General features: G+C 35.0%; 20 protein-coding genes and 1 riboswitch. Of the genes, 13 read left to right on the top strand and 7 right to left on the bottom strand.

Features of this window, described 5'->3' with window-relative positions; translation table 11 throughout:
* The first annotated feature begins 109 nt into the window (after positions 1-109).
* From AC4BC4_RS09635 to AC4BC4_RS09620, 4 genes are all read left to right on the top strand, one after another.
* Entirely contained in the window at positions 110-1,357 is a 1,248-nt protein-coding gene (locus AC4BC4_RS09635; RefSeq protein ID WP_438755885.1) for an IS256 family transposase, read from the top strand.
* Between the two features lie 1,008 nt (positions 1,358-2,365).
* Complete coding sequence (locus AC4BC4_RS09630; protein WP_490475540.1) at positions 2,366-2,698, top strand: hypothetical protein; 333 nt, start codon at positions 2,366-2,368, stop codon at positions 2,696-2,698.
* Positions 2,699-3,252: 554 nt separating this feature from the next.
* Positions 3,253-3,906, top strand: a complete 654-nt coding sequence (locus AC4BC4_RS09625) for a hypothetical protein (RefSeq protein WP_490475539.1) — start codon at positions 3,253-3,255, stop codon at positions 3,904-3,906.
* A gap of 2 nt (positions 3,907-3,908) precedes the next feature.
* Complete coding sequence (locus AC4BC4_RS09620; protein ID WP_490475538.1) at positions 3,909-4,286, top strand: hypothetical protein; 378 nt, start codon at positions 3,909-3,911, stop codon at positions 4,284-4,286.
* Positions 4,287-4,405: 119 nt separating this feature from the next.
* On the opposite strand, the gene AC4BC4_RS09615 is transcribed toward AC4BC4_RS09620, so the two are convergent.
* From AC4BC4_RS09615 to AC4BC4_RS09605, 3 genes are read right to left on the bottom strand one after another with little or no spacing between them, the layout of a single operon-like run.
* Positions 4,406-5,650 carry a PTS sugar transporter subunit IIC gene (locus AC4BC4_RS09615; protein ID WP_490475537.1) on the bottom strand — a complete coding sequence of 415 codons (1,245 nt, stop codon included), beginning with the start codon at positions 5,648-5,650 and terminating at the stop codon, positions 4,406-4,408.
* 14 nt (positions 5,651-5,664) lie between these two features.
* The gene (locus AC4BC4_RS09610; RefSeq protein ID WP_490475536.1) at positions 5,665-6,393 is read right to left on the bottom strand and encodes a glucosamine-6-phosphate deaminase; all 729 of its coding nucleotides are present in this window, start codon (positions 6,391-6,393) and stop codon (positions 5,665-5,667) included.
* The gene (locus tag AC4BC4_RS09605; protein WP_490475535.1) at positions 6,390-7,721 is read right to left on the bottom strand and encodes a 6-phospho-beta-glucosidase; all 1,332 of its coding nucleotides are present in this window, start codon (positions 7,719-7,721) and stop codon (positions 6,390-6,392) included. Before AC4BC4_RS09605 ends, AC4BC4_RS09610 begins: the two co-directional genes overlap by 4 nt.
* Positions 7,722-7,905: 184 nt before the next feature.
* Here AC4BC4_RS09605 and AC4BC4_RS09600 point away from each other — a divergent pair, with 184 nt between their 5' ends.
* Complete coding sequence (locus AC4BC4_RS09600) at positions 7,906-8,676, top strand: MurR/RpiR family transcriptional regulator (RefSeq protein ID WP_490475534.1); 771 nt, start codon at positions 7,906-7,908, stop codon at positions 8,674-8,676.
* A 292-nt stretch (positions 8,677-8,968) separates the two neighbouring features.
* A complete protein-coding gene (locus AC4BC4_RS09595; RefSeq protein WP_490475533.1) occupies positions 8,969-9,229 on the top strand; it encodes a hypothetical protein in 261 nt (86 codons plus the stop codon).
* A gap of 175 nt (positions 9,230-9,404) precedes the next feature.
* Here the strand turns inward: AC4BC4_RS09595 and AC4BC4_RS09590 are convergent, their stop codons facing one another.
* Genes AC4BC4_RS09590 through AC4BC4_RS09580 form a run of 3 tightly spaced genes read right to left on the bottom strand, consistent with a single transcriptional unit; the run spans position 9,405 to position 12,675 of the window.
* Positions 9,405-10,574 carry an FtsW/RodA/SpoVE family cell cycle protein gene (locus AC4BC4_RS09590; RefSeq protein WP_490475532.1) on the bottom strand — a complete coding sequence of 390 codons (1,170 nt, stop codon included), beginning with the start codon at positions 10,572-10,574 and terminating at the stop codon, positions 9,405-9,407.
* On the bottom strand, positions 10,571-11,752 hold the full coding sequence (locus tag AC4BC4_RS09585) for an FtsW/RodA/SpoVE family cell cycle protein (RefSeq protein ID WP_490475531.1): 1,182 nt from the start codon (positions 11,750-11,752) through the stop codon (positions 10,571-10,573). Before AC4BC4_RS09585 ends, AC4BC4_RS09590 begins: the two co-directional genes overlap by 4 nt.
* A complete protein-coding gene (locus tag AC4BC4_RS09580) occupies positions 11,749-12,675 on the bottom strand; it encodes an LCP family protein (RefSeq protein WP_490475530.1) in 927 nt (308 codons plus the stop codon). The genes AC4BC4_RS09585 and AC4BC4_RS09580 overlap by 4 nt, the downstream gene beginning before the upstream one ends.
* A 295-nt stretch (positions 12,676-12,970) precedes the next feature.
* Positions 12,971-13,140, bottom strand: a riboswitch (M-box (ykoK) riboswitch).
* Positions 13,141-13,830: 690 nt separating this feature from the next.
* Between AC4BC4_RS09580 and budA the strand changes: the two genes are divergently transcribed.
* Complete coding sequence (gene budA, locus AC4BC4_RS09575) at positions 13,831-14,544, top strand: acetolactate decarboxylase (protein WP_490475529.1); 714 nt, start codon at positions 13,831-13,833, stop codon at positions 14,542-14,544.
* Between the two features lie 130 nt (positions 14,545-14,674).
* Here budA and rnhC read toward each other — a convergent pair whose 3' ends face one another.
* A complete protein-coding gene (rnhC, locus tag AC4BC4_RS09570; protein WP_490475528.1) occupies positions 14,675-15,604 on the bottom strand; it encodes a ribonuclease HIII in 930 nt (309 codons plus the stop codon).
* A gap of 330 nt (positions 15,605-15,934) precedes the next feature.
* Between rnhC and rimP the strand changes: the two genes are divergently transcribed.
* The 6 genes from rimP (at position 15,935) to rbfA (ending at position 21,268) form a co-directional block, all read left to right on the top strand.
* Positions 15,935-16,408, top strand: a complete 474-nt coding sequence (gene rimP, locus AC4BC4_RS09565; protein WP_438756564.1) for a ribosome maturation factor RimP — start codon at positions 15,935-15,937, stop codon at positions 16,406-16,408.
* A gap of 113 nt (positions 16,409-16,521) precedes the next feature.
* Positions 16,522-17,700 carry a transcription termination factor NusA gene (nusA, locus tag AC4BC4_RS09560; protein WP_438756563.1) on the top strand — a complete coding sequence of 393 codons (1,179 nt, stop codon included), beginning with the start codon at positions 16,522-16,524 and terminating at the stop codon, positions 17,698-17,700.
* Between the two features lie 18 nt (positions 17,701-17,718).
* Complete coding sequence (rnpM, locus tag AC4BC4_RS09555; protein WP_490475527.1) at positions 17,719-18,015, top strand: RNase P modulator RnpM; 297 nt, start codon at positions 17,719-17,721, stop codon at positions 18,013-18,015.
* Positions 18,008-18,310 carry a YlxQ-related RNA-binding protein gene (locus AC4BC4_RS09550; RefSeq protein WP_438758806.1) on the top strand — a complete coding sequence of 101 codons (303 nt, stop codon included), beginning with the start codon at positions 18,008-18,010 and terminating at the stop codon, positions 18,308-18,310. The genes rnpM and AC4BC4_RS09550 overlap by 8 nt, the downstream gene beginning before the upstream one ends.
* A 12-nt stretch (positions 18,311-18,322) precedes the next feature.
* Positions 18,323-20,884, top strand: a complete 2,562-nt coding sequence (gene infB, locus AC4BC4_RS09545) for a translation initiation factor IF-2 (protein ID WP_490475526.1) — start codon at positions 18,323-18,325, stop codon at positions 20,882-20,884.
* A gap of 33 nt (positions 20,885-20,917) precedes the next feature.
* Complete coding sequence (rbfA, locus tag AC4BC4_RS09540) at positions 20,918-21,268, top strand: 30S ribosome-binding factor RbfA (RefSeq protein ID WP_438756560.1); 351 nt, start codon at positions 20,918-20,920, stop codon at positions 21,266-21,268.
* Positions 21,269-21,435: the final 167 nt, after the last annotated feature.

Genomic DNA, 21,435 nt, shown 5'->3' with positions numbered 1-21,435 from the left:
AGTGTAAAATAAACTGTGTAAGTAGCTAATTCTAGATAAGTTACTTATACAGTTTTTCTTTTCGTGTAAAGAAAATTCAGATAAAATAAAAATGAAAGGATGCGAGAATATGGCAAGACAGAAAAGAGATTCTAAAACCGTCGAACTAGCGAAAACTATTCTAGAAAACTACAATCCTGAAAATGTCGATGACATGCAAGAAGCGCTAAAAGATATTTTTGGTCCCTTATTTGAACAAATGCTTCAAGGCGAAATGACCCATCATTTAGGCTACGATATTCACTCAAAACAGGAGAAAGAAACGAACAATCGAAGAAATGGATTCGGCTCTAAGAAAGTAAAAACAAGCTTTGGAGAAGTCCCTATTGATGTACCTAGAGACAGAGAAGCCACGTTTGAACCAGAACTTATTAAGAAACGTGAACGGGATGTTTCAGCTATCGAATCAAAGGTTTTGTCCATGTATGCCAGAGGCATGTCTCAAAGAGACATCGCTCATACCATTGATGATATTTATGGGTTCTCCATTTCTCACGAAATGATTTCTACAATCACCGATTCTGTTCTTCCAGAACTGGAGGAATGGCAAAATCGCCCTTTGGCGAAGTGTTATGCCTTTGTTTTTGTGGATTGTATGTATGTGACGTTAAGAGAAAATTATGAAGTCAAAGAATACGCTGTTTATACAATTCTTGGCTATGATTTAAAAGGAAAAAAAGATATTTTAGGGTTGTGGTTGAATGAAACCGAGAGTAAAAACCGCTGGATGCAGATTTTTGATGAATTGAAATCTCGCGGTGTACAGGACATTTTCTTTATGTCTATGGATGGTGTTTCTGGTCTTGAAGATGGAGCAAAATCTATTTTTCCAAAGGTGATCGTTCAACGCTGTATCGTCCATTTAGTGCGTAATGCGCTTCGGTATGTTCCTTATAAAGACTACAAGGAATTTTCTCGGGAAATGAAAAAGTTTTATGGTGCTCCTTCGTTAAAAGCTTGTCAGAGTGCTTTTGATGCCTTTCAAAAACGGTGGTCACACTACTCAGGTGCTGTAGAGGTTTGGAAACGTAATTTTTCTCATGTGGAACAACTTTATGATTATGGTAGCGCAGTGCGTAAAATTATGTACACAACAAATGCCATTGAAAGTATTCATTCTAGCTTTAGAAAAGTAACTAAAAAAGGCGCATTTCCAAATGAAACCGCCCTTTTAAAGCTTCTTTATCTACGAGTAAAAGAATTAGAAAAGAAATGGAAAGCTGGTTTTATTCCCAATTGGCCAATGGTCTTAAATCAATTAATGGCGAATGAACAGTTTTCTGAGCGCATCAACACTTATAGCTTATATATTTCCTAGTCACTGTTGCATCAAAAAAGAACATCAAATTTTCCTTTTTTGGTAAGGTTTCTTTCTTATACCCTTTTAACCGAAGGTTATTTAGGAATGGTTTAATGTTCTTTTTCGTTCTTAAATTTGTCAGTTACACACTTTAGTTGACAAACCCTTTAAGTATGGTAAACTTTTCATGAAATCAGCATCTGAAGCGGAATATCTTTTTTGAGTTCCAGTTTTTTCCAGATATGAATAATCTCCCTCATAACATGTCAAAGCATTTATAATATTAGCATGGCAACCATCAATAAAGATTTCCTTGTTTAAGTATCTTCTCATACCATCAATCATTCCCCATATGATTCACCTCATAAATAATTATATACTCTTACCGCACAACTCTGCAAATCCTATCCTCAATATCCGTACTTAGCACTAGCATCCTATACAATTGTGTAGCATCCTCTAAACTCTTAAACTCCTATAGTGCCGCTCCAGTATCGCTAACAATCCTACCACATTACAATCTAATATAACTATCTGGTTCATATAAAAACTCCCTTACGATAATATATGCAAATACTGATAGTAACAAAGTTAAGTTTAATCGGTGGAAGATTTTGCTTATTAGAAACGACGACCTAACGAATCGCTAGGTCATATATTAGATAAGTGCAAATATGCGTTGATTGTATGAAGTAACTTAGTTAGAATGGCGGAAAAAATCAAATACTAAAAAGTTTCATACGTCACTATATGAATTTTTATTCATAATATTGGTATGGTTAAATAGAGTGTTTTAGTTGAAAAAAAGTACATATAATAATAGACTATCGAAAGAAGAAAAGCGGAAAAATTAGAAATTACATATTGAGAAATAAGGATATTATCGCTATAATAATTTCTATTTGTTCTTTACTGACGACAGTATCTATTGCTTTTTTGGTATCATTTAAGCAACTAGAAATATCTAAAGAACAAGCGAAATTATCCGATCAAAGTTAAGCTTTTCTAAACAGATCGCTAAAAAAATTGCAAAATTCTAGTTTAGCTTTTCATTTTAATATAGATAATAGTAAATTAACGAAGGAAACTTATGTAATCAAGGTTGATAAGGGAGAAGATATAGAAATTGAGTCTCCAGTAGTAAATATTATTGTTGATCAGGGGGCTATAAATAAAATAACTGGAATTAAAATGGATGTTGAAGGAATCGTATCTGCAACAGTAGTACTCACTGCTAAAGATTTTATTGACAAAGATTCAAAGAAATGGCAACCTTCTATGGAGAGAGAAATTACAGGCACATCAATTAAAAATTTAACAAAGATAAATTTATGGTGTAGGACTACTATTTTATTTTAGCAGAGGATTTTAATTCAAACAAAGAACTGATTTTAATATTTTATGATATTGATATGAATCAAAAAAATGTATTGTTAAACAATGTTACTATTAAGAAACTATAATATTACATAGTGAAAAGTGGGTAGGAGATTCGGAAAATGCTCCAAGAGTTGAACAATTTTCAAAATTTTAAGAAATTGCAAAAACTGTTGATTAATAATGAATTATAATTTTATCAATAAACTATGTATAGCGTTCCACGCTAATGAGAATTTTAGTGAATGACAAAATGAATGCCATTAGCAAAGTAGTTAAAGATATTAAGTGACATGTTTGTTGGTTATTCTTCTTATAGATAGACAAAATGATAGTTAATAATCAACTATGAAATGTGATTCTCATTCATTGCAGAAGAAGAGTAACATAAAAAAGTGAGCTAAGCTCTGGATAGTCGGGTTTAGTTTTTTTATTTTTAGTAATAAATCGTAAAATCACAATTACTTTTTTTTAGGTTTATTTTATATATATTATAGTAATTTAAATAAGATAAAATAATATAAAGGAGGAATAAAATGGCTATTAATAGTAATTCAAGTTACCGGTGGTATTTCGGCTTTTGTCAATTAGATGGGTATGAAATCGTTAAAAATGAATTGGGTCATTGCTACCTAATGAAGAATGGCAAAATTGTTTCTCCGGATAAGTATCCAGAACTATATGCCCAATTAGAAATATGTAAGGACTCCTTAAGTAAAAATCAGTATAGATTTGAAAAAATAAAAGTTGTGAAAAATGAAATGCCCCTTGCTCCTGGATTTGGCGGTATATTAGGAAATCTCGGAAAAATAGCGGATGTTATTAAAAAAGGTACAGGGGTACTCAAAGCCAGACAGTCCATTTCGGATATAATAAATAATGCACCTACTATCAATGCAGTAGATGAGACTGCGGAATTAGATAAAAATCGTGAAGAAGGTGTTTCAGCAAAAAAACATAAAGAATTTGAGAATAAGAAAAAAAGTTTAGATGGAAAAGGGGAACCAAATTCTTCAGCTGACTTATTAAATCCTGATGGATCTGTAAAACAAAGAAGATATTACGGTCCAAATGGTAAACTAATAGAGGATATTGACTTTAATCATACTGATGACAGAACCCATGAATTTCCACATAGACATCAGTGGGATTGGAATAAAAAACCACCTAGACAAGAAGGAGAATGGTAGATATGAATAATGTGCATGATTATATAATAAAAAGTTACACTGTAAACTTTGAGGAAAAAAAGATAACTTTAGAAGTAACTGATGAAACAAAGGAAAAACAAGTAGTATTTCATAATATTTTTACTTATAAATTTTACGATGAAATGCCATATAGTGTGATTTTAGACTTAGAGGAACGACCACTAGATGATCTTTTCTCTGAAAATGAAGAGTTGCTAGAGCAAGGAGAAAAAAGAGCCTGGCCCATAATGTATGATTCCTTTGAGGAACTTGAAAATGAAATTAGAAATGCCAATGTAGCTTATCAAGTTTTATATTCTTCGTATGGAATGAATGGTTGGGTTTTAGCTGAGCGAGTGGAAATCATTGATGTTAAATAATTTTTATTAATAGTTCTGCCACTAAAAATAGAATGAACTTTAAATAGCAAAACCCAGAAATCTAAAGATAACAAGATTTCTGGTTTTTACTTAGATCGCTTTAATAGAAAACTACATAACTAAATCAATTCAGAGGATACTTTTTCAGATTCTGTTTCTTTTTTGATTTGTTGGCTTTCCATGATTTTAAAAAAGGGCATATAAATAAAATATGAAATAACAATTGATAAAGCTGACCAAATTGCGGCACCTATGCTTCCGTTAGTAGCTAGATAGGCTCCTATTATAGGGGGGATAGTCCAAGGAACTTGAATCACTATTTTTCCAATAATCCCGATACTCATCAAAATATAAGTTCCAATACATAAAATAACAGGTGTTCCAATAAAAGGAATAATCATTATAGGATTCATCACGATTGGTAATCCAAATATTACAGGTTCGTTAATGCAAAAAATTGCTGAGGGTAACGATAACTCTCCTATCGATTTATACATTTTATTTTTAGAGCGGATCATATTTAATACTAGCCCTAATGTTGCACCAGTTCCGCCTATGCACATGAAAACAATCCAGTATCCTTCAGTGATTATATTTTGAGCTTCAACTCCAGTTTGGAATGCATGTGTATTTTCAGCTAGATAGCCTAAAAAAACTGGCGTTGCAATTCCGGATAAGATGTTATCTCCGTGAATTCCACATATCCATAATAAGCATACGAGGATCGTATATATGATCATCCCAGGTAATGTTCCCATTCCTGAAACAAGTGGTTGAAATACATATGAAATTAGTTCATTTAAATCAATGCCTAATAAACAACGTACTATCCAAATAACGATCAACACAAATGCGCCAGGTATTAAAGTTGTAAAAGACATAGCGACAGTTGGAGGAACACCTTCTGGCATTTTGATAACAACATTTTTTCTGACAAAATAGCGAAATACATGTGTAGCGAAAATCCCTATAACGATAGCTGTAAACATTCCAGAAGCTCCTAGAGCATCAATATTTATACTCAAGTCATCGTTAGTCGTTGCTAATAGAAAGCCGATTGTTGTTAACAATGAATTTGAAATAGGGTCTGTCCCTAATTCTTTCCCTAAATGGTAGCCGATGCCGATTGCAGAAATAAGGCCTAATACACCGAAAGTAACATTTACAGGAGCATTCAGCAAATTACTCCATGGCTCGATTAAATCTGTCCAAGATTTAACGGGAAAATTTCCTATGATCAAAAAGAAACTGCCGATGATAGTAAAAGGGATAGTCATAGAAATTCCATTACGAATAGCGATCAGATGCTTATTATTTCCTATCTTTAAAAGAACTGGGAGTAATCTATTTTCAATAAAATTCACGAAAAGTCTCCTTTCTAACTTAGGACATCTTCATCAACAATAACAATTGGATTTTTATGATTCCATATCGCCGTCACCGGCCATTGAGTAGTGATTTTTCCTTCCAAAAGTTTTGAAATTGCGGTCTTTTTTCGTGTGCCGCTTGCTTGAACAATCAAACATTTTGAATCTAGCAATTGTTTGATTCCTAAGGTGATTCCTTTAGAACGATCGATAGTTTCTGCTGTACTAAAGTATTTTTTTCCCACCTCTTGCGTTGTTTGATCCAAGCTTATAACATGTGCTTTGTTTTCAAAAGAGACACCTGGTTCATTAAATCCTATGTGACCATTGACGCCAACACCTAAAAGAACTAATGATAAACCACCAAATTTAGAAATATATTGATTTGCTTTTTCACATTCTAGTTCGATATGCTCTGCAAGAGGATTAAATGTATGAATTTGCTCTTTTTTTATATTTGCAGGAATAAATAGATTTTTAGTGAGGTATGAGGCACAACTTCCTGAATCAGAAGGATCAAGCCCGACCCATTCGTCTAGCTCAATAAAATGAGCTTTACTTAGATCCAAATTACCTGATTTTACTTCTTCTGCAATCAATCGTAATGTTTCTACAGGAGTGTCGCCTCCAGCAAAACAATAAAGACCTTCGGGATTTTTTGAGATATATTGTATGATTATATCAGCCGTTTTTTTACTCAATTGTTCATAATCACTTGTCATATAATAATTTAGTTTCATTTTATCTCTCCTTTAAAAAAATTTGGTAAATACTCTTTATGTGCTTCTAATAATTCATCTAACATATGTTTTGCATCAATATCCGTTGATACTAAAGGATTGATCGTCATTGCTAATAGAGCAGTCTCGTAATCACCAGTAACCGCAGCCTCTGCAGCAATGCGTTCAAATGATTTGATTTGTTGCACTATACCTTTGATAGCTACAGGTAGCTCTCCAGTTACTAGTGGGATTGGTCCATGTTTAGTAATGACGCAATTAACTTCTACAGCTGACTTAGGATCAATATCTAAGATTGCACCATTATTTTGAGTGTTTATTGTTTGGATGTCACGTTTATCGTTATAAATAGAATTGATAAGGTTACATGCTGCTTCACTATAATAGGCACCACCGCGTTCTTCCAATTGAGGAGGTTTGATAGCGAGATCGTTGTCTTTGTATAATTCAAATAGATTAGATTCAACTGTTTTTACGACTTGAGCCCTAGTTCCTTCTTCTCTATACGCCCGTTTTTGATCGTCCAACATTTGTGAAGTTTTGTAGTAATAACGTAAATATCCAATCGGGATCATATTGAGTTTTTTGAAAAATTCTGGTTCATAATCAAAATCAGCTATATTTTTTAATGAAACAGTATTTTCTTCTTTTTCAGTCATAAGAGTAATGACTGCTTTCGTTACGTCAACGCCCTTATGAAAAATGCGTTTAGCAAAAACCATATGATTCAATCCGGTAAATTCTACGTAAATTTCCGTGCTAGGTACATTTAAAATCTCAGCAATTCCTCGTTCGATTCCAATCGGTCCATTGCATAACCCAACGACTTTTTTCATATTACTATGGCGTAATACAGCTTCTGTAACCATTCCGGCAGGATTAGTAAAATTAATCAGCCATGCATCTGGGCAAAGTTTTTCCATATCTCTTACGATATCTAAAATGATAGGGATTGTACGCAATCCTTTGAAAAGCCCACCAGGACCATTTGTTTCTTGTCCAATAACATTGTACTTTAATGGAATTATTTCATCTTTTTCTCGTGCATCAAGTAAACCTACGCGAAATTGTGTCGTTACAAAATCAGCATTTTTTAATGCTTCTTCTCTATCTAAAGTCAATTCAATTTTGATTGGTAAACCAGCTTTTTCTACCATACGTTTTGCTAAAGCGCCAACAATCTCTAATTTTTCCCGACCAGCTTCAATATCAACTAGCCAAAGTTCTGAAATAGGTAACTCATGATAACGTTTTATAAATCCTTCGATCAATTCTGGTGTATAGCTTGATCCGCCACCAATAGTGGCTATCTTAATACCATTTTTCACTATAATTCCTCTTTTCTTATTTTTTATTTATTATAGTTTCTTTTTTTACTAAAATATATACAAGGAAAGGAAACGGTTACATTGTAATTCTTTTGTCATTTGTAACAGTGTTGACACAAAATGTGACATGTGTTTATATAAGCTTATATATACTAAAACGTTGTTAAAATTCAAAGGAGATAATATGTTATTTTTAGAGGAAACCCCTGTATTGAATGATACAGATATAATTATTTACAAATATGTAATTTCACATCTCGATGAGTTGAACAAAATGTCTATACGGGAACTGGCAGATAATACGCATACAAGTACAGCAAGTATTTTAAGGTTTTGCAAAAAATTTAAAACCTCAGGCTACTCAGAATTTAAAATACGTTTACAAGCATACGTTCGTTCATCAAAAGAAGGGAGTGTACCTACGAATAATACGGAGTTAGAAGAAGAGTTGATAACCTTTATCACTCGTTCCAGTGATAATTTTTTTAAAAATAAAATAGATGAATCAGTAGAATTATTACTTGAAAAAGAATTGGTTATTTTTATTGGTATTGGTACATCTAATATAGTAGCCGAGTATGGTGCGTTGTATTTTTCTTCTTTATTCAATATGGCTATTCGCATAGAAGATCCCAATAATTATCCTATTAATTATTTGAGTAGTACACTTGCAAAAAAAATGTGTATTATTGCTTTATCTGTATCTGGCGAAACAAATGAAATAATTACGTACCTGAATCATTTAAATTTATCAGATAGTTCAATAATTTCCGTTACAAATAACAGTAAATCAACAATTGCTCGCTTAGCAGATATAAATATTCCTTATTATATTTCTATTGAAAAAATAGACCAATCTGATGTTACCACTCAAATCCCAGCGATATTTATCATTGAGAAATTGGCGAAAGAGGTCCGCAAGAAAAAGCTTAAATCTAAAGAATCAGATCATTGATCATTTTTCCTGATCCAGCATTTGTTTCGAATTTCTTAGTATTTATTTTTTCTTTATTGAAAAGATTGGGGAGATAAATAATGAAAGATTCTGGATTTGAAGAGCCCGAAACAAAACCACAGATCAGTTTTATTTCGGCTCTATATTAGGATATGTGGTAGAAAAAGTCTGTTCCTTGTTAGATAGTCTATATATGCTTGTCTCGGTCTAGTGTAGGCATCAAGTTTAGTGTTTTATAAAATCAATCGTCTTTTTTTATGCTAAATTTACTTTAAAAAATGGGGTGTTAGCAGTGTCAAAGTCGAAAGAAATCAGCTGGCTCTATGTTGGATTAATAACACAAGCTAGTTACTGTGTCTTGAATTACTTCTTTTCAGTAAAAACTCCTGCTATTTTATTTATTGCGCTGGCTATTTATAGTCTTCAATTAATTCGATTAATTTACACATCTATCGAGCAAACAAGACCAAATAAGAAAAGAGTTCTTTTGGCTGTAGTTTTGACAGCTTTACAATACGGGGACGTGCATTTTAATCATATATTTATTCTATAAAATTTTTTAATAACAAGCTCACTCTATAAATAATGTGAGTGGGACATAACTGTTTCAGTTACATCTCACTCACATGGATTTCAGATAAACGGTGGGAACAGAAGCGAAGTCCTAATAACTTTAACGGTTAAATACTTCTGTCCAAATCCGATCATAATATGAATAAAAGAATACTCTAGTCTTTTTCTTTCTGGTAATACATCGAAAGAATCAGCCCAACGCCAATAAAATTAGCTAAATAAGCTGTACCACCTTGACTGATAAAAGGCAAAGGAATGCCCGTCAATGGAAGCAATCCAATATTAGACCCTATATTTTCAAGGATATGAAACAAGAAATACATGATCACACCAGTCGTAATATAGGCATAAAATTCACGTTTTGCATTTAATGTACAAATCAACATTTGATAAATTAAGTAAAAAAACAAAAGAATCAATGCGCAGGTCCCGACAAAACCGAAAGCTTCACCAATTACAGTAAAAATCATATCTGACTCTCGAACAGGCACATAGACTTGTAGATTTGTCAGACCTTGTCCAACCATTTCACCAGAACCGATTGCGGTCAAACCTCTTGCTTGTTGAAACGAAATCGAATCTGCATATTCAAAAGGATTAAGCCAAGCATGGATGCGATTGAATTGGTAGGGTTGAAAATGAAGATAGGTAAGTATTTTTTGTCCTCGCTCTGTTAAAACCAATAAAATACCACTGACGCCAAGCACACCTAAAGTCCCGAAACCAACCGTCAAAATTTTCCAAGAACAGCCAGATACAAGTATTACCCCAAGGAAAATCGAAATAAAAACTAAACTTGTTCCAAAATCTTTTTGATAAAACATCAATCCGAAGACAGGAAGGCTGACAAGGGATAATTCACCCAATAAACGAAAATCTTCTTTTAAAGTTGATGGACTTTCAGAGCGTTGTCTTCTTCTTGTGACAATATAGGCCAACATCAAAATATAGCCAAGTTTCATAAATTCAGAGGGTTGAAATGAAAATGGTCCCAGCCGAATCCAACGTTTTGTTCCTGTAGCAGCCGCCATAACGGGATCGTGAAATTTTACCAGTAATCCCATCAAAAAAAGGGATAAACCATATAGCGTTGGCGTAAATTTCCATAAATATTTTATAGGAATAAACATCGTGGTGAACATTGTCGCTAATCCTAAAAGAGTCCATAAAAATTGTTTTTTCAATAAAGGCATAACGGATTCTACAGCAGGATCAGCATGAAAAGCACCATACTGTGCAACAAATCCTATAATTATCAAAAGAAAAACAGGTAAGAGGAGGGCATAGTTTACTGGTTCACTTTTTGCAGGTAATGCTTTTCTCATGAAATCCCTCCTTGCGGCTCATAAGTTTCTCTGATCTCAGTTGCGCGTGCATTAAGAGCGATGCCTAAAGTAATACTTAGTATTAACAAACTAGAACCTCCATAGCTGATGAAAGGGAAGGTAAGTCCAGTCATCGGAATGTAACCCAACAGGCTGCCCACATTTACAGATACTTGAAGTAAAAGCAACATACCACAACCGAGGTAGAGATAAGAGTAGTAAAGATTTTTTGATTTTATTGCAAGTAAGAATAAACGAGCAACAATAAAGAAAACGGCAAATAAGATACCGATAGAAAGAATCAATCCTAATTCTTCTATACAAATTGCAAAGATGAAATCTGTATCAGCGGCAGGAAGAAATCCTTTTTTCTGAATACTATTTCCTAATCCTAATCCCCAAAAACCGCCATTATGCATTGCATAGTAAGCATTTGATGTTTGGAATCCTTTCCCTGTTGGGTCGATGAAAGGATTTTGCATTACTTCGAATCTTGTCACCAAATAGCTGAATTTTTGAGGCATCCAATTAGTGGGAATCGACAATAAAAGAACAGTTCCTAACCGTTTCGCCGCAATGAAGCCAACTAAAGCCAGTGACGTAAATAATGGAGACAGACCGCTAAATAAAAATAAGGCTAGTACAAGTATGAAAATCATTGAAGCGCCTGCGATATTTGGTTGTAATGCGACAAAAAGGATAAAGCAAAGTGAGACTAATAGCGATCGCTTATGGTCTTTAAACGTAAAGGGAACCAAGGTATCATTTTTTGATAAGTTTGCAGCCAAGTATAAAATCATGACTAAAGGAACTAACTCAGAAGGTTGAAATAAAAGTACGCCTAAGTTGATCCAACGTTTTGCGCCACCAACTGTCGTTCCAATGAACGGCAAGGCAATGATGGAAAGGAAAGTAAGGGCCAATATAAAATACATGATTTTAGGTTTACGAAGAACAGACAAATTAATTCGATACACAATACTCATGCAAACTAAACTAAAAATAAAAGAGATCATTTGTTTGATTGCTTTACTAGAAGTTCCAAGATCACTGTCTAATAATTGGTAAGAGCTGGAACTATAGACCATTAATATGCCTACGATACATAAGATAAAATAAGGGATTAAAATATAAAAATCTAAGTAATGAAGTTTGGATAATCTCTTTACTTGTTTCATTGACTTTCTCCATCATTCAAGAATTTATGAATCGCTTCTTCATTCAGTTTCTCATCGACTTCCAATACACTTCCAGCATCAGTGTAGTCATTAAATGCCCAGCTCCCTTTAACTGGTACAGATAATGTTTCAAGATTTTTTACATTCCCTTTAAGAAAATCTTTTGCTAAGTCTATAAGCACATTAGTGGGTATATTTGTATCCAAATAGCCAACAGCTTCACCAGCAATTTTTGGCAGCTGTGTGAGAGGTAAAGCATCTTTGGACTGTTTAGCCAAAGCATCCATGACTTGTTGCTGTCTTCTTACGCGACCAAAATCGCCCTCTTCGTCCATTCGAAAACGAGCATATTGTAACAATGTGTTGCCATCCATGATTTGCTTGCCTTTTTTTATATCGACATTGTCTAAATTGATCTCTTTTTCTGCATCGATTTCAACGCCTTTTGGATACAGTTCATTGATCAGTTGGATAAAATTATTAAAATCAGCTGAAATATAATAATTGATTGGTAATCCAAACGAGTCATTAAGCACTTTTCTCGTTAATTCTGCTCCACCATATGCATAGGCTGCATTGATTTTTTCTAAACCATGTCCCGGTATTGAAACATAAGAATCTCTCATAATTGATATTAATTTGGGTTGCTTTGTTTCACTGTTATAGTGGGCGACCATTAAGGTATCAGCGCGTCCCCCATCTTCATCATCTTCTCGACCGTCATCACCTATGATCATAATCGTGATTTCTTTCATATTCGTCTGCTGATCACCAGAAAAATCATTATTCTTGTTCTTGTTTACCTGTGATTGAGCCATTTTTTTCCCATTATGAAAGCTGATTGCTGTATAACTGCCGACTCCTATAATAATCAAGAGAACCAAAAGAAGTATACAAACTAAAAATTTCATTCCTGTTTTCATTTTTATTCCTCGCTAATCATTTTAATTGATCATCAAATAAAGCTTGGCATTAGGAATTGATTTAGATGGGGGATAAAAAGGGTATTTTGACTAAAAAATAATGGATAACAACATGCACCAAATAAAAGAAGAATCTTCACGATCGATAAAATAAAATGAAGAAAACAGTCCTTCTTTGATTTGTCTCTCCGCCTTTAAAGAGTAAAAATCCTGTCAACATTATTTACAAAAACAAAAACCCTCCGCTTAGAATAACTCAGCGAAGGGGATTGATTTCAGCACAAAAAAGAGCCTTTTATCATTCTCATCGTTGAGTTTTAGCACTATGAAACGTAAAAAGCAGAGCTTTTAGCTACTTTGTGAAAAGCCTTAATTCGACAATTCCTGTCCTACCCATTCCTGTCTTTCGACATTTTTGAGCAGTAGCCTGTGTTTCCATAGGAGCCTCACCTAACAAGTTATTCAGATCGTCTTAAATATAGTAAATATCTCTAGTGAAGTCAATGAGATAAATATTAATTTTTTTATAATATGCTTTTTTTATAATGATTTTTTTTATTTTAAACTAGAAATCCCATCGTCTAGAGGTTTCACGCTACAAAAAGGGAATATGCCAAAAAAATACATCTATCTATATTCTTTACTCTTTCTTAAATATAAAGAAAAAAGTTAATAGAAATGAAGAATAGTGGGACGATTGTTTCAACTAAATCTTCGCTTATGGCTGTCAGACAAATGAGTAAACAAAAAAATAGTAGGCGTGCTATAATAAAAAATAATACAGATTTGAAAACTGTATCAAAAAGATAGAATTTTTATTTAAATTTTTTACGAATATTCTATTTTTGTGGGTGATGAAACGTATTGTAATCTGTTTTCAAAATGAATGTGACACAACGTGGAAAAAAGCAGAAAAGGTGCTGGAATTATGGTGAAAAAAGTTGATAAATGGTCAATCTAGTTACATTTTTGAAGCGAATAGAGATAAATTTACTAAGTACTGAAGCATCGTATTTCTGATATGAATTTTTGCCAGCCGATTTTGTGAGATATGCAGAAATTTTAACTATGATTGTAATCTCAATCGATTAAAAAGAGAGTGAAATGCTTATAAAACGATTTTACAAGATCAGTTTTACTAGAAAGGGGATAACAATGACAGAAGAAGCAGTCTTATATCAGCATGGAACGTTGGGTGCATTAATGGCAGGTTTGATGGATGGGACTGAGACAATCGCTAACATTTTAAAAAAAGGGGATTTTGGGATTGGTACTTTATCAGATTTAGATGGAGAATTGATCATTTTAAATGGAAAAGCCTATCAAGGAAGAGAAGATGGGGCTTTGATCGATCTAGATGAGAAACAAAAGACCCCATATGCCGCAGTGACAATGTTTAGACCATCTTTTTCTATACCTGTGACTAGTGAAGCAAATAGCGCACAAATCATTAAGCTGATTCGTAAACACTTGAAAAGTGAAAATCTTTTTCACGCAATCAAAATACACGGGCTGTTTAAAAACGTCTGTATTCGAGCAATGGCTAAACAAGAAAAACCATATAAAAGATTAGTTGAAGCATCTAAGGAACAACCTGAATTTAGTAAAAAAAATAGTACAGGAACTATCGTTGGTTTTTTCACGCCAGAGTTGTTTCAAGGCGTTGCAGCAGCAGATTTTCATCTGCACTTTATAGACGATGAGCAAACATTCGGGGGTCATTTGATAGCATTTGAATTAGAAAAAGGAACGATCGAAATCGAGCCGATGGACACATTGATGCAACATTTTCCTGAAAACGATGACACGTTTATTCATGCAGCAATCGATTATACTGATTTAGCTAAAGAAATTCAAGAAGCTGAATAATAAAAAACAGGTAGACAAAAAAGTGCTTAGCTCTCAAAAATAAGAAAGAACTAAGCACTTTTATATCGTCTTTTAATTTGAAATTCGAAGCTGGAAAAAATCAAAGCGTCTCGTAACATCTTCTTTTTTATTATTTTGCAGCAATTTTTTTCGCTTTTTCTGTATTGGCAAAATGAAGTTTTACATATTTGCTTAGTAAGTCCAATCCACCTTTAGCGATTACTTTAGCGGCTACCATGTCAGAAGTCGCTCCTGCACCAGACGGTACTTTCATGCCCAATTCTGCAGATTCTTTATCTAATTCTTCTAAAAAGGCTGCCCGGCTGATGATTGAAGCTGCTGCGACTGCAACATGATATTGTTCGCCTTTCGTAATAAAGAATAACGTTTCGCTGACCTGATTTTTTTCACTTCGTACATATTTTTTATAATTCGTTTCTGGTGTAAATTGGTCGATCAGGATTGCCTCTGGTTTGATTGGTTCGATGTCACGTAATAATAAGTGGATCGCTTGATTATGTAAGGCGACTTTCATATGGACAGCGTTGTATTTAGGTTGGATCTGATTGTATTTTTCTGGTTCGACAATTAGTAGTTTATAAGGAATCAATTCTTTGATCACTTTAGAAAGCTGGATGATTTGAGGATCGGTCAATTCCTTAGAATCTCTTACGCCAAGAGCTTTCAACTTTTCGACCATGCTTTTATCGACATATGCTGCACAAACAGTAACGGGGCCAAAATAACTACCATTGCCCACTTCATCACTGCCTAAGACCGAAAGCTTACTGAAATTAGCAGGTAAAGTTGTTGTTTTTTTTGAGGATGAACTAGTTTTTTTATTCGTATTAAGTGAACTGCCCCAGTTTGCTGCTATTTTTTCAGCATCCGAACCTTGAAAAACCACTTTTCCAGAGGTATAAGCTGTAATTGTCGTATTTCCAATTCTGGCAACAAATTCAGAGTAAGGAACTGTTTTGTTTAAACGATTTTTTTCATAAAAGGTCTGCATTTTTTTCATCGTTTCTTTTGTTACTTTGATTACTTGTATTTGAGACATAACGATGCTCCTTTCAACTTTTCTTATCAATAGTAAAACAAATAGGTAAAAAAGTGAAGCATGTTTCTTTGGATAAAGATAATTGCTGATAAATGGCTTTCTAATGACGTAAAGTTGAGTTTTCAGAAAATATGTGTTAGAATACATTATAAGTAATGATACTAGTTTGAGTGAGCGGATTTCTGCTCACTCTTTTTAATGGAGTAACATAGGAAGAAAATAGAAAAAAACGTTGATTTTTCTCGTTTTTCTATGGTCTAGCTGGTTGAGCCAGCGTTTCGCTTTTCTATGATCTAGTACGTTACATAAATCTCGAAGGAGGCGAAAATTTTGAGTAGTGTTGTGGAAACTGTTACCGAGTTAGTCACACCAATCTTAGAAAAACAAAATTTTGAACTTGTAGAAGTAGAGTTTGTCAAGGAAGGAAGAGACTGGTTTCTCCGCGTTTTTATTGATAAAGAAGGCGGTATCGATATTTTAGACTGTGCACTTGTTAGTGAACAGCTAGACGAAAAACTTGATTCTATGGATCCTGATCCGATTCCTCAAGCGTACTTTTTGGAAGTATCCTCTCCGGGAGCTGAACGTCCGTTGAAGAAAGAAAGCGACTATGAAAAAGCAGTTGGAGAATACATTCATGTTTCACTTTATCAAATGTTCGATGGTGAAAAACAATTTGAAGGTATCTTAAAAACAATCGATAAAGATCAGTTGACCTTGACAGTCAAAATCAAAACAAGAGTAAAAGATTATACATTCGAACGAAATAACATTGCAAAAGCTCGTTTAGCAATTCAGTTTTAAACGAAGTAAAACGATCAAGCAAAAGCTTATCGCGAGTTGTAAGAATCGACCGACAAAAGGTTGACCAGCTCCGTTCACCTTTCATTTAGACAGTAGGAGGAAATGATAAAAAAATGAGCAAAGAAATGTTAAATGCACTAGATGCATTAGAAGCTGAAAAAGGTATTTCTAAAGAGATTGTGATTGACGCATTGGAAGCAGCTTTAGTTTCCGCATATAAAAGACATTATGGGCAAGCCCAAAACGTTGAAGTAGAATTTGATGGTAAAAAAGGCAACATCCATGTTTATGCTGTAAAAGAAGTGACAGAAGAAGTCTTTGATTCACAACTTGAAGTGTCCTTAAAAGAAGCGATGGAAGTCAACAAAGCTTATGAGATGGGCGATAAAATTCGTTTTGAGGTCACACCAAAAGATTTCGGTCGAATCGCAGCGCAAACGGCAAAGCAAGTTATTTTGCAACGTGTTCGTGAAGCTGAAAGAAACATTATCTATAACGAGTTCAGTGCTTATGAGAATGATATCATGCAAGGAATTGTTGAAAGACAAGACCGCCGCTACATCTATGTAAACTTAGGAAAGATCGAAGCTGTTTTATCTAAGCAAGATCAAATGCCAAATGAATTTTATCAACCTCATGACCGTATTAAAGTCTACGTTTCAAAAGTTGAGAACACTTCAAAAGGGCCGCAAGTTTTTGTTAGCCGTAGCCATCCAGACTTATTGAAGCGATTATTTGAACAAGAAATCCCAGAAGTGTATGATGGAATTGTGGAGATTGTGAGCATTGCCCGTGAAGCTGGTGATCGTTCGAAAGTCTCTGTTCGTTCATCAGATCCGAATATCGATCCTGTCGGAACATGTGTAGGGCCAAAAGGTCAACGTGTACAAGCGATCGTGAACGAATTAAAAGGCGAAAACATGGATATCGTTGAGTGGAGTGAAGACCCAGCAGTATTCATCAGCAACGCATTGAATCCTGCCCAAGTCGTGGACGTTATTTTTGATCCAAACAACAACAAAGCTTGTACTGTAGTCGTTCCAGATTATCAGTTATCTCTAGCTATTGGCAAAAGAGGTCAAAACGCACGTCTAGCTGCTAAATTGACTGGTTTTAAAATCGACATCAAACCAGAATCTGAAATGGAAGCTTACTATGCAGAAGCTGCAGAAAATCAAGAGACACTTGAAGAGGCGCACGATGAAGCAATCGTTTTATCTGACATGACAGCTGATGATTACGAAAACGTTGAGTTTGAAGAAGAGACAGTAGAAGACGAAGAACAAGTCTAACGATTTGGAGGGAATAAAATGAAAAAAAGAAAAATCCCGATGCGCAAATCTGTTGTTTCTGGTGAAATGAAACCTAAAAAAGAACTAGTTCGGATCACGCGTTCTAAAGAAGGCGAAGTGGCGATCGACCCAACAGGGAAAATGCCGGGACGCGGAGCGTATGTTTCACTTGAGCCAAAAGAAGTAAAGGAAGCTTGGAATAAACATATTTTAGACCGTGTGTTGGAAACGAAATTGACAGATGTTTTTTACCAAGAATTATTAGACTATGTTGAACATCAAAAAGCACGTAAAGAGTTGTTTGGCAATGAATAAAGAAAAAATATTAAATTTACTAGGTTTGGCTATGAGAGCTGGAAAACTAGTGACCGGTGAAGAATTGACCATCGGTGATATCCGGAGCAATAAAGCAAAATTCGTTTTTGTCGCTTCCGATGCTAGTGAGAATACAAGAAAAAAAATTAGGGACAAATGTTCCTATTACAACGTTTCTTGCAATGAGTCGTTTTTACATTCAGAGTTAAGTCAAGCGATCGGCAGAACACGTATGGTGATCGGAATCAATGATCAGGGCTTTGCGACGAAGTTCAAGGAACTAATCAAAGGTTAGGAAGGTGATTGCATGGGGAAAAAAAGAATTTACGAACTAGCAAAAGAAATCAATCAATCAAGTAAAGATGTTGTCGAAAAAGCACATGCTTTAGGTATGGATGTGAAAAATCACATGGGCGCAATTTCCTCTGAGGACGAATCCAAACTTCGTAACTCATTTGGAGGCAATAAACCTGTAAATGCACAACAAAAAACTGCCGCAAAACCACAAGCACCGAGTGGTCACGGGCAAACAAAACCAGCAAATCCAAAACCAGCTAACCAAAATGGAAATAGACCAAACCAAAACCAAAATCGACCACAGCAACAAAACAATCAAAATCGTCCAGCACAAGGACAACAAAATAATCAAAACCGTAACAACCAAAATCGAAACATGCAAGGAAGCAGCCAAAATATGACTCAAAACCGTTCAAATCAAGGACAGCAAAACCGTCCGCAACAAAACAATCAAAATCAAAACCGTCCAGCACAAGCAGGACAACAAAACAATCAAAATCGCAATACACAAGGTGGTACTCAAAGTACCAACCAAAACCGCAACACACAAAATACCAACCAAAATCGTCCAGCTGCGCAATCTGGACAGCAAAACCGTCCGCAACAAGGACAAAATACTAATAATACCCAAGGAAATCAAAATCGTAACAATACGAATACTGGGAATCGTAACAATAGTTTCGGTGGAGGCGGTCAAAATCGTAACCGCAATGGTTATAATAACCAAAACCGCAACAGATTCAACAAAAAAGGTAAAAAAGGTAAATACCAAGAATCAACAAAACCAGCAGTTCCAGCACGTAAATTCCGTGAATTGCCAGATGTATTAGAATATACAGAAGGAATGAACGTAGCAGATATCGCGAAGAAAATTCACCGTGAGCCAGCTGAAATCATCAAAAAATTATTTATGATGGGTGTTATGGTCAACCAAAACCAATCATTAGATAAAGAAACAATTGAATTACTGGCAGTAGATTACGGTATGGAACCGCAAGAGAAAGTCCAAATCGATGTTGCTGATATCGATAAATTCTTCGAACCAGAAGCATTAGTTGAAGAAAACCTTGTAACACGTCCACCCGTTGTAACGATCATGGGACACGTTGACCATGGTAAAACAACATTGCTTGATACGTTACGTAATTCACGCGTAACGTCTGGTGAAGCTGGTGGTATTACTCAGCATATCGGTGCATATCAAATCGATATCGATGGTAAACCAATTACATTCTTAGATACACCAGGACATGCTGCTTTTACAAGTATGCGTGCTCGTGGAGCTGGTATCACAGATATCACTATTTTAGTCGTTGCAGCAGATGATGGTGTTATGCCGCAAACGGTTGAAGCAATCAATCATGCCAAGGCTGCTGAAGTGCCAATTATTGTAGCGGTCAATAAAGTAGATAAACCAGGAGCGAATCCTGACCACGTAAAACAAGAATTAAGTGAACATGGCTTGATCCCAGAAGAATGGGGCGGAGATACAATCTTTGTAAATATTTCAGCTAAGTTTAACCAAAACATTGAAGAATTATTAGAAAATATTCTTCTAATTGCAGAAGTAGAAGATTTGAAAGCTGATCCAACTCAACGTGCAATTGGTACAGTGATCGAAGCCCGTTTAGACAAAGGGAAAGGTCCTGTTGCAACTTTACTTGTACAACAAGGTTCTCTAAAAGTTGGAGATCCGATCGTTGTTGGGAACACATTTGGACGTGTTCGTGTTATGACAAATGATATCGGGCGCCGTGATAAAGCGGTTGGTCCAGCAACACCAGTTGAGATTACTGGATTAAATGATGTACCACAAGCAGGCGATCGTTTCGTTGTCTTTGAAGATGAAAAAACAGCTCGTCAAGCAGGTGAAGAACGTGGCAAACGTGCGCAGCTTGAACAACGTTCATCAAATAATCGCGTAACATTAGACAACTTATTCGAAAGCCTAAAAGAAGGCGAATTGAAAGATGTCAATGTAATCATCAAAGCAGATGTACAAGGAACGGCGGAAGCTCTTGCTGCAAGCTTGCAAAAAATCGAAGTTGCTGGCGTTCGTGTGAAAATCGTTCATTCGGCTGTTGGGGCAATCAACGAAAGTGATGTGACACTTGCCGCAGCAAGTAATGCGATCATCATTGGGTTTAATGTTCGTCCTACACCTCAAGCGAAACAACAAGCAGATCAAGAAGAAGTTGATATTCGTCTACACCGTATCATCTACAAAGCAATCGAAGAAATCGAAACAGCGATGAAAGGGATGCTTGATCCTGAATTTGAGGAAAAAATTACGGGTCAAATGACGGTTCGTGAACTTTATAAAGTATCTAAAGTTGGAACAATCGCAGGGTGTTACGTAACAGAAGGTTCTATTCGTCGTGATAGTGGCGTTCGTGTGATTCGTGACGGAATCGTTATCTTTGAAGGCAAACTATCTAGCTTGAAACGCTTCAAAGACGATGCTAAAGAAGTTAAACTTGGCTTTGAATGTGGTGCGATGGTTGAAAACTTCAATGACCTTAAAGTTGACGACGTAATTGAAGGTTTTGTTATGGAAGAAATCAAACAATAATATTAAATAAAGTAAGAAAGAAGGAGAAACAGTATGGCAAATTATCGTGACCGCCGAGTAGGTCAAGAAGTTATGCGTGAAATCAATGATATATTGAGAAAACGTGTAAGAGACCCACGTGTGCAAGATATTACAATTACAGATGTTCGAGTAACTGGAGATTTGCAGCAAGCGACTATTTACTATAGTTTGTTATCTGATCTAGCTTCTGATCAACAAAAAGCGCAACAAGGATTGGATAAAGCAAAAGGGTTGATTCGTAAAGAATTAGGGCAACGTTTGACGCTTTACAAAACGCCAGAACTGATTTTTGAAAAAGATGAATCTGTTCAATATGGAAACCATATTGATGACTTGATCCGCAAATTAAATCAGGGTGAATAGAAAACTTGATTAACTAAAACATACTAAGATTAGAGGGTAAGCTCATCGACAGACGAGTTTACCCTCTATTTTCCTATTTTAAGGTTTATAGTGAAATACGTTGGGACTTCGAGGTTGGGACAGAAGTGTTTAAGTATTGGCCTCTTTTTCACTTATTTTTTGTAATA

The sequence above is a fragment of the Enterococcus sp. AMC1086 genome (genome assembly GCF_058216575.1).
Note: the sequence above shows the minus strand (reverse complement) of the source record. Positions and strands in the feature narration are given on the sequence as shown.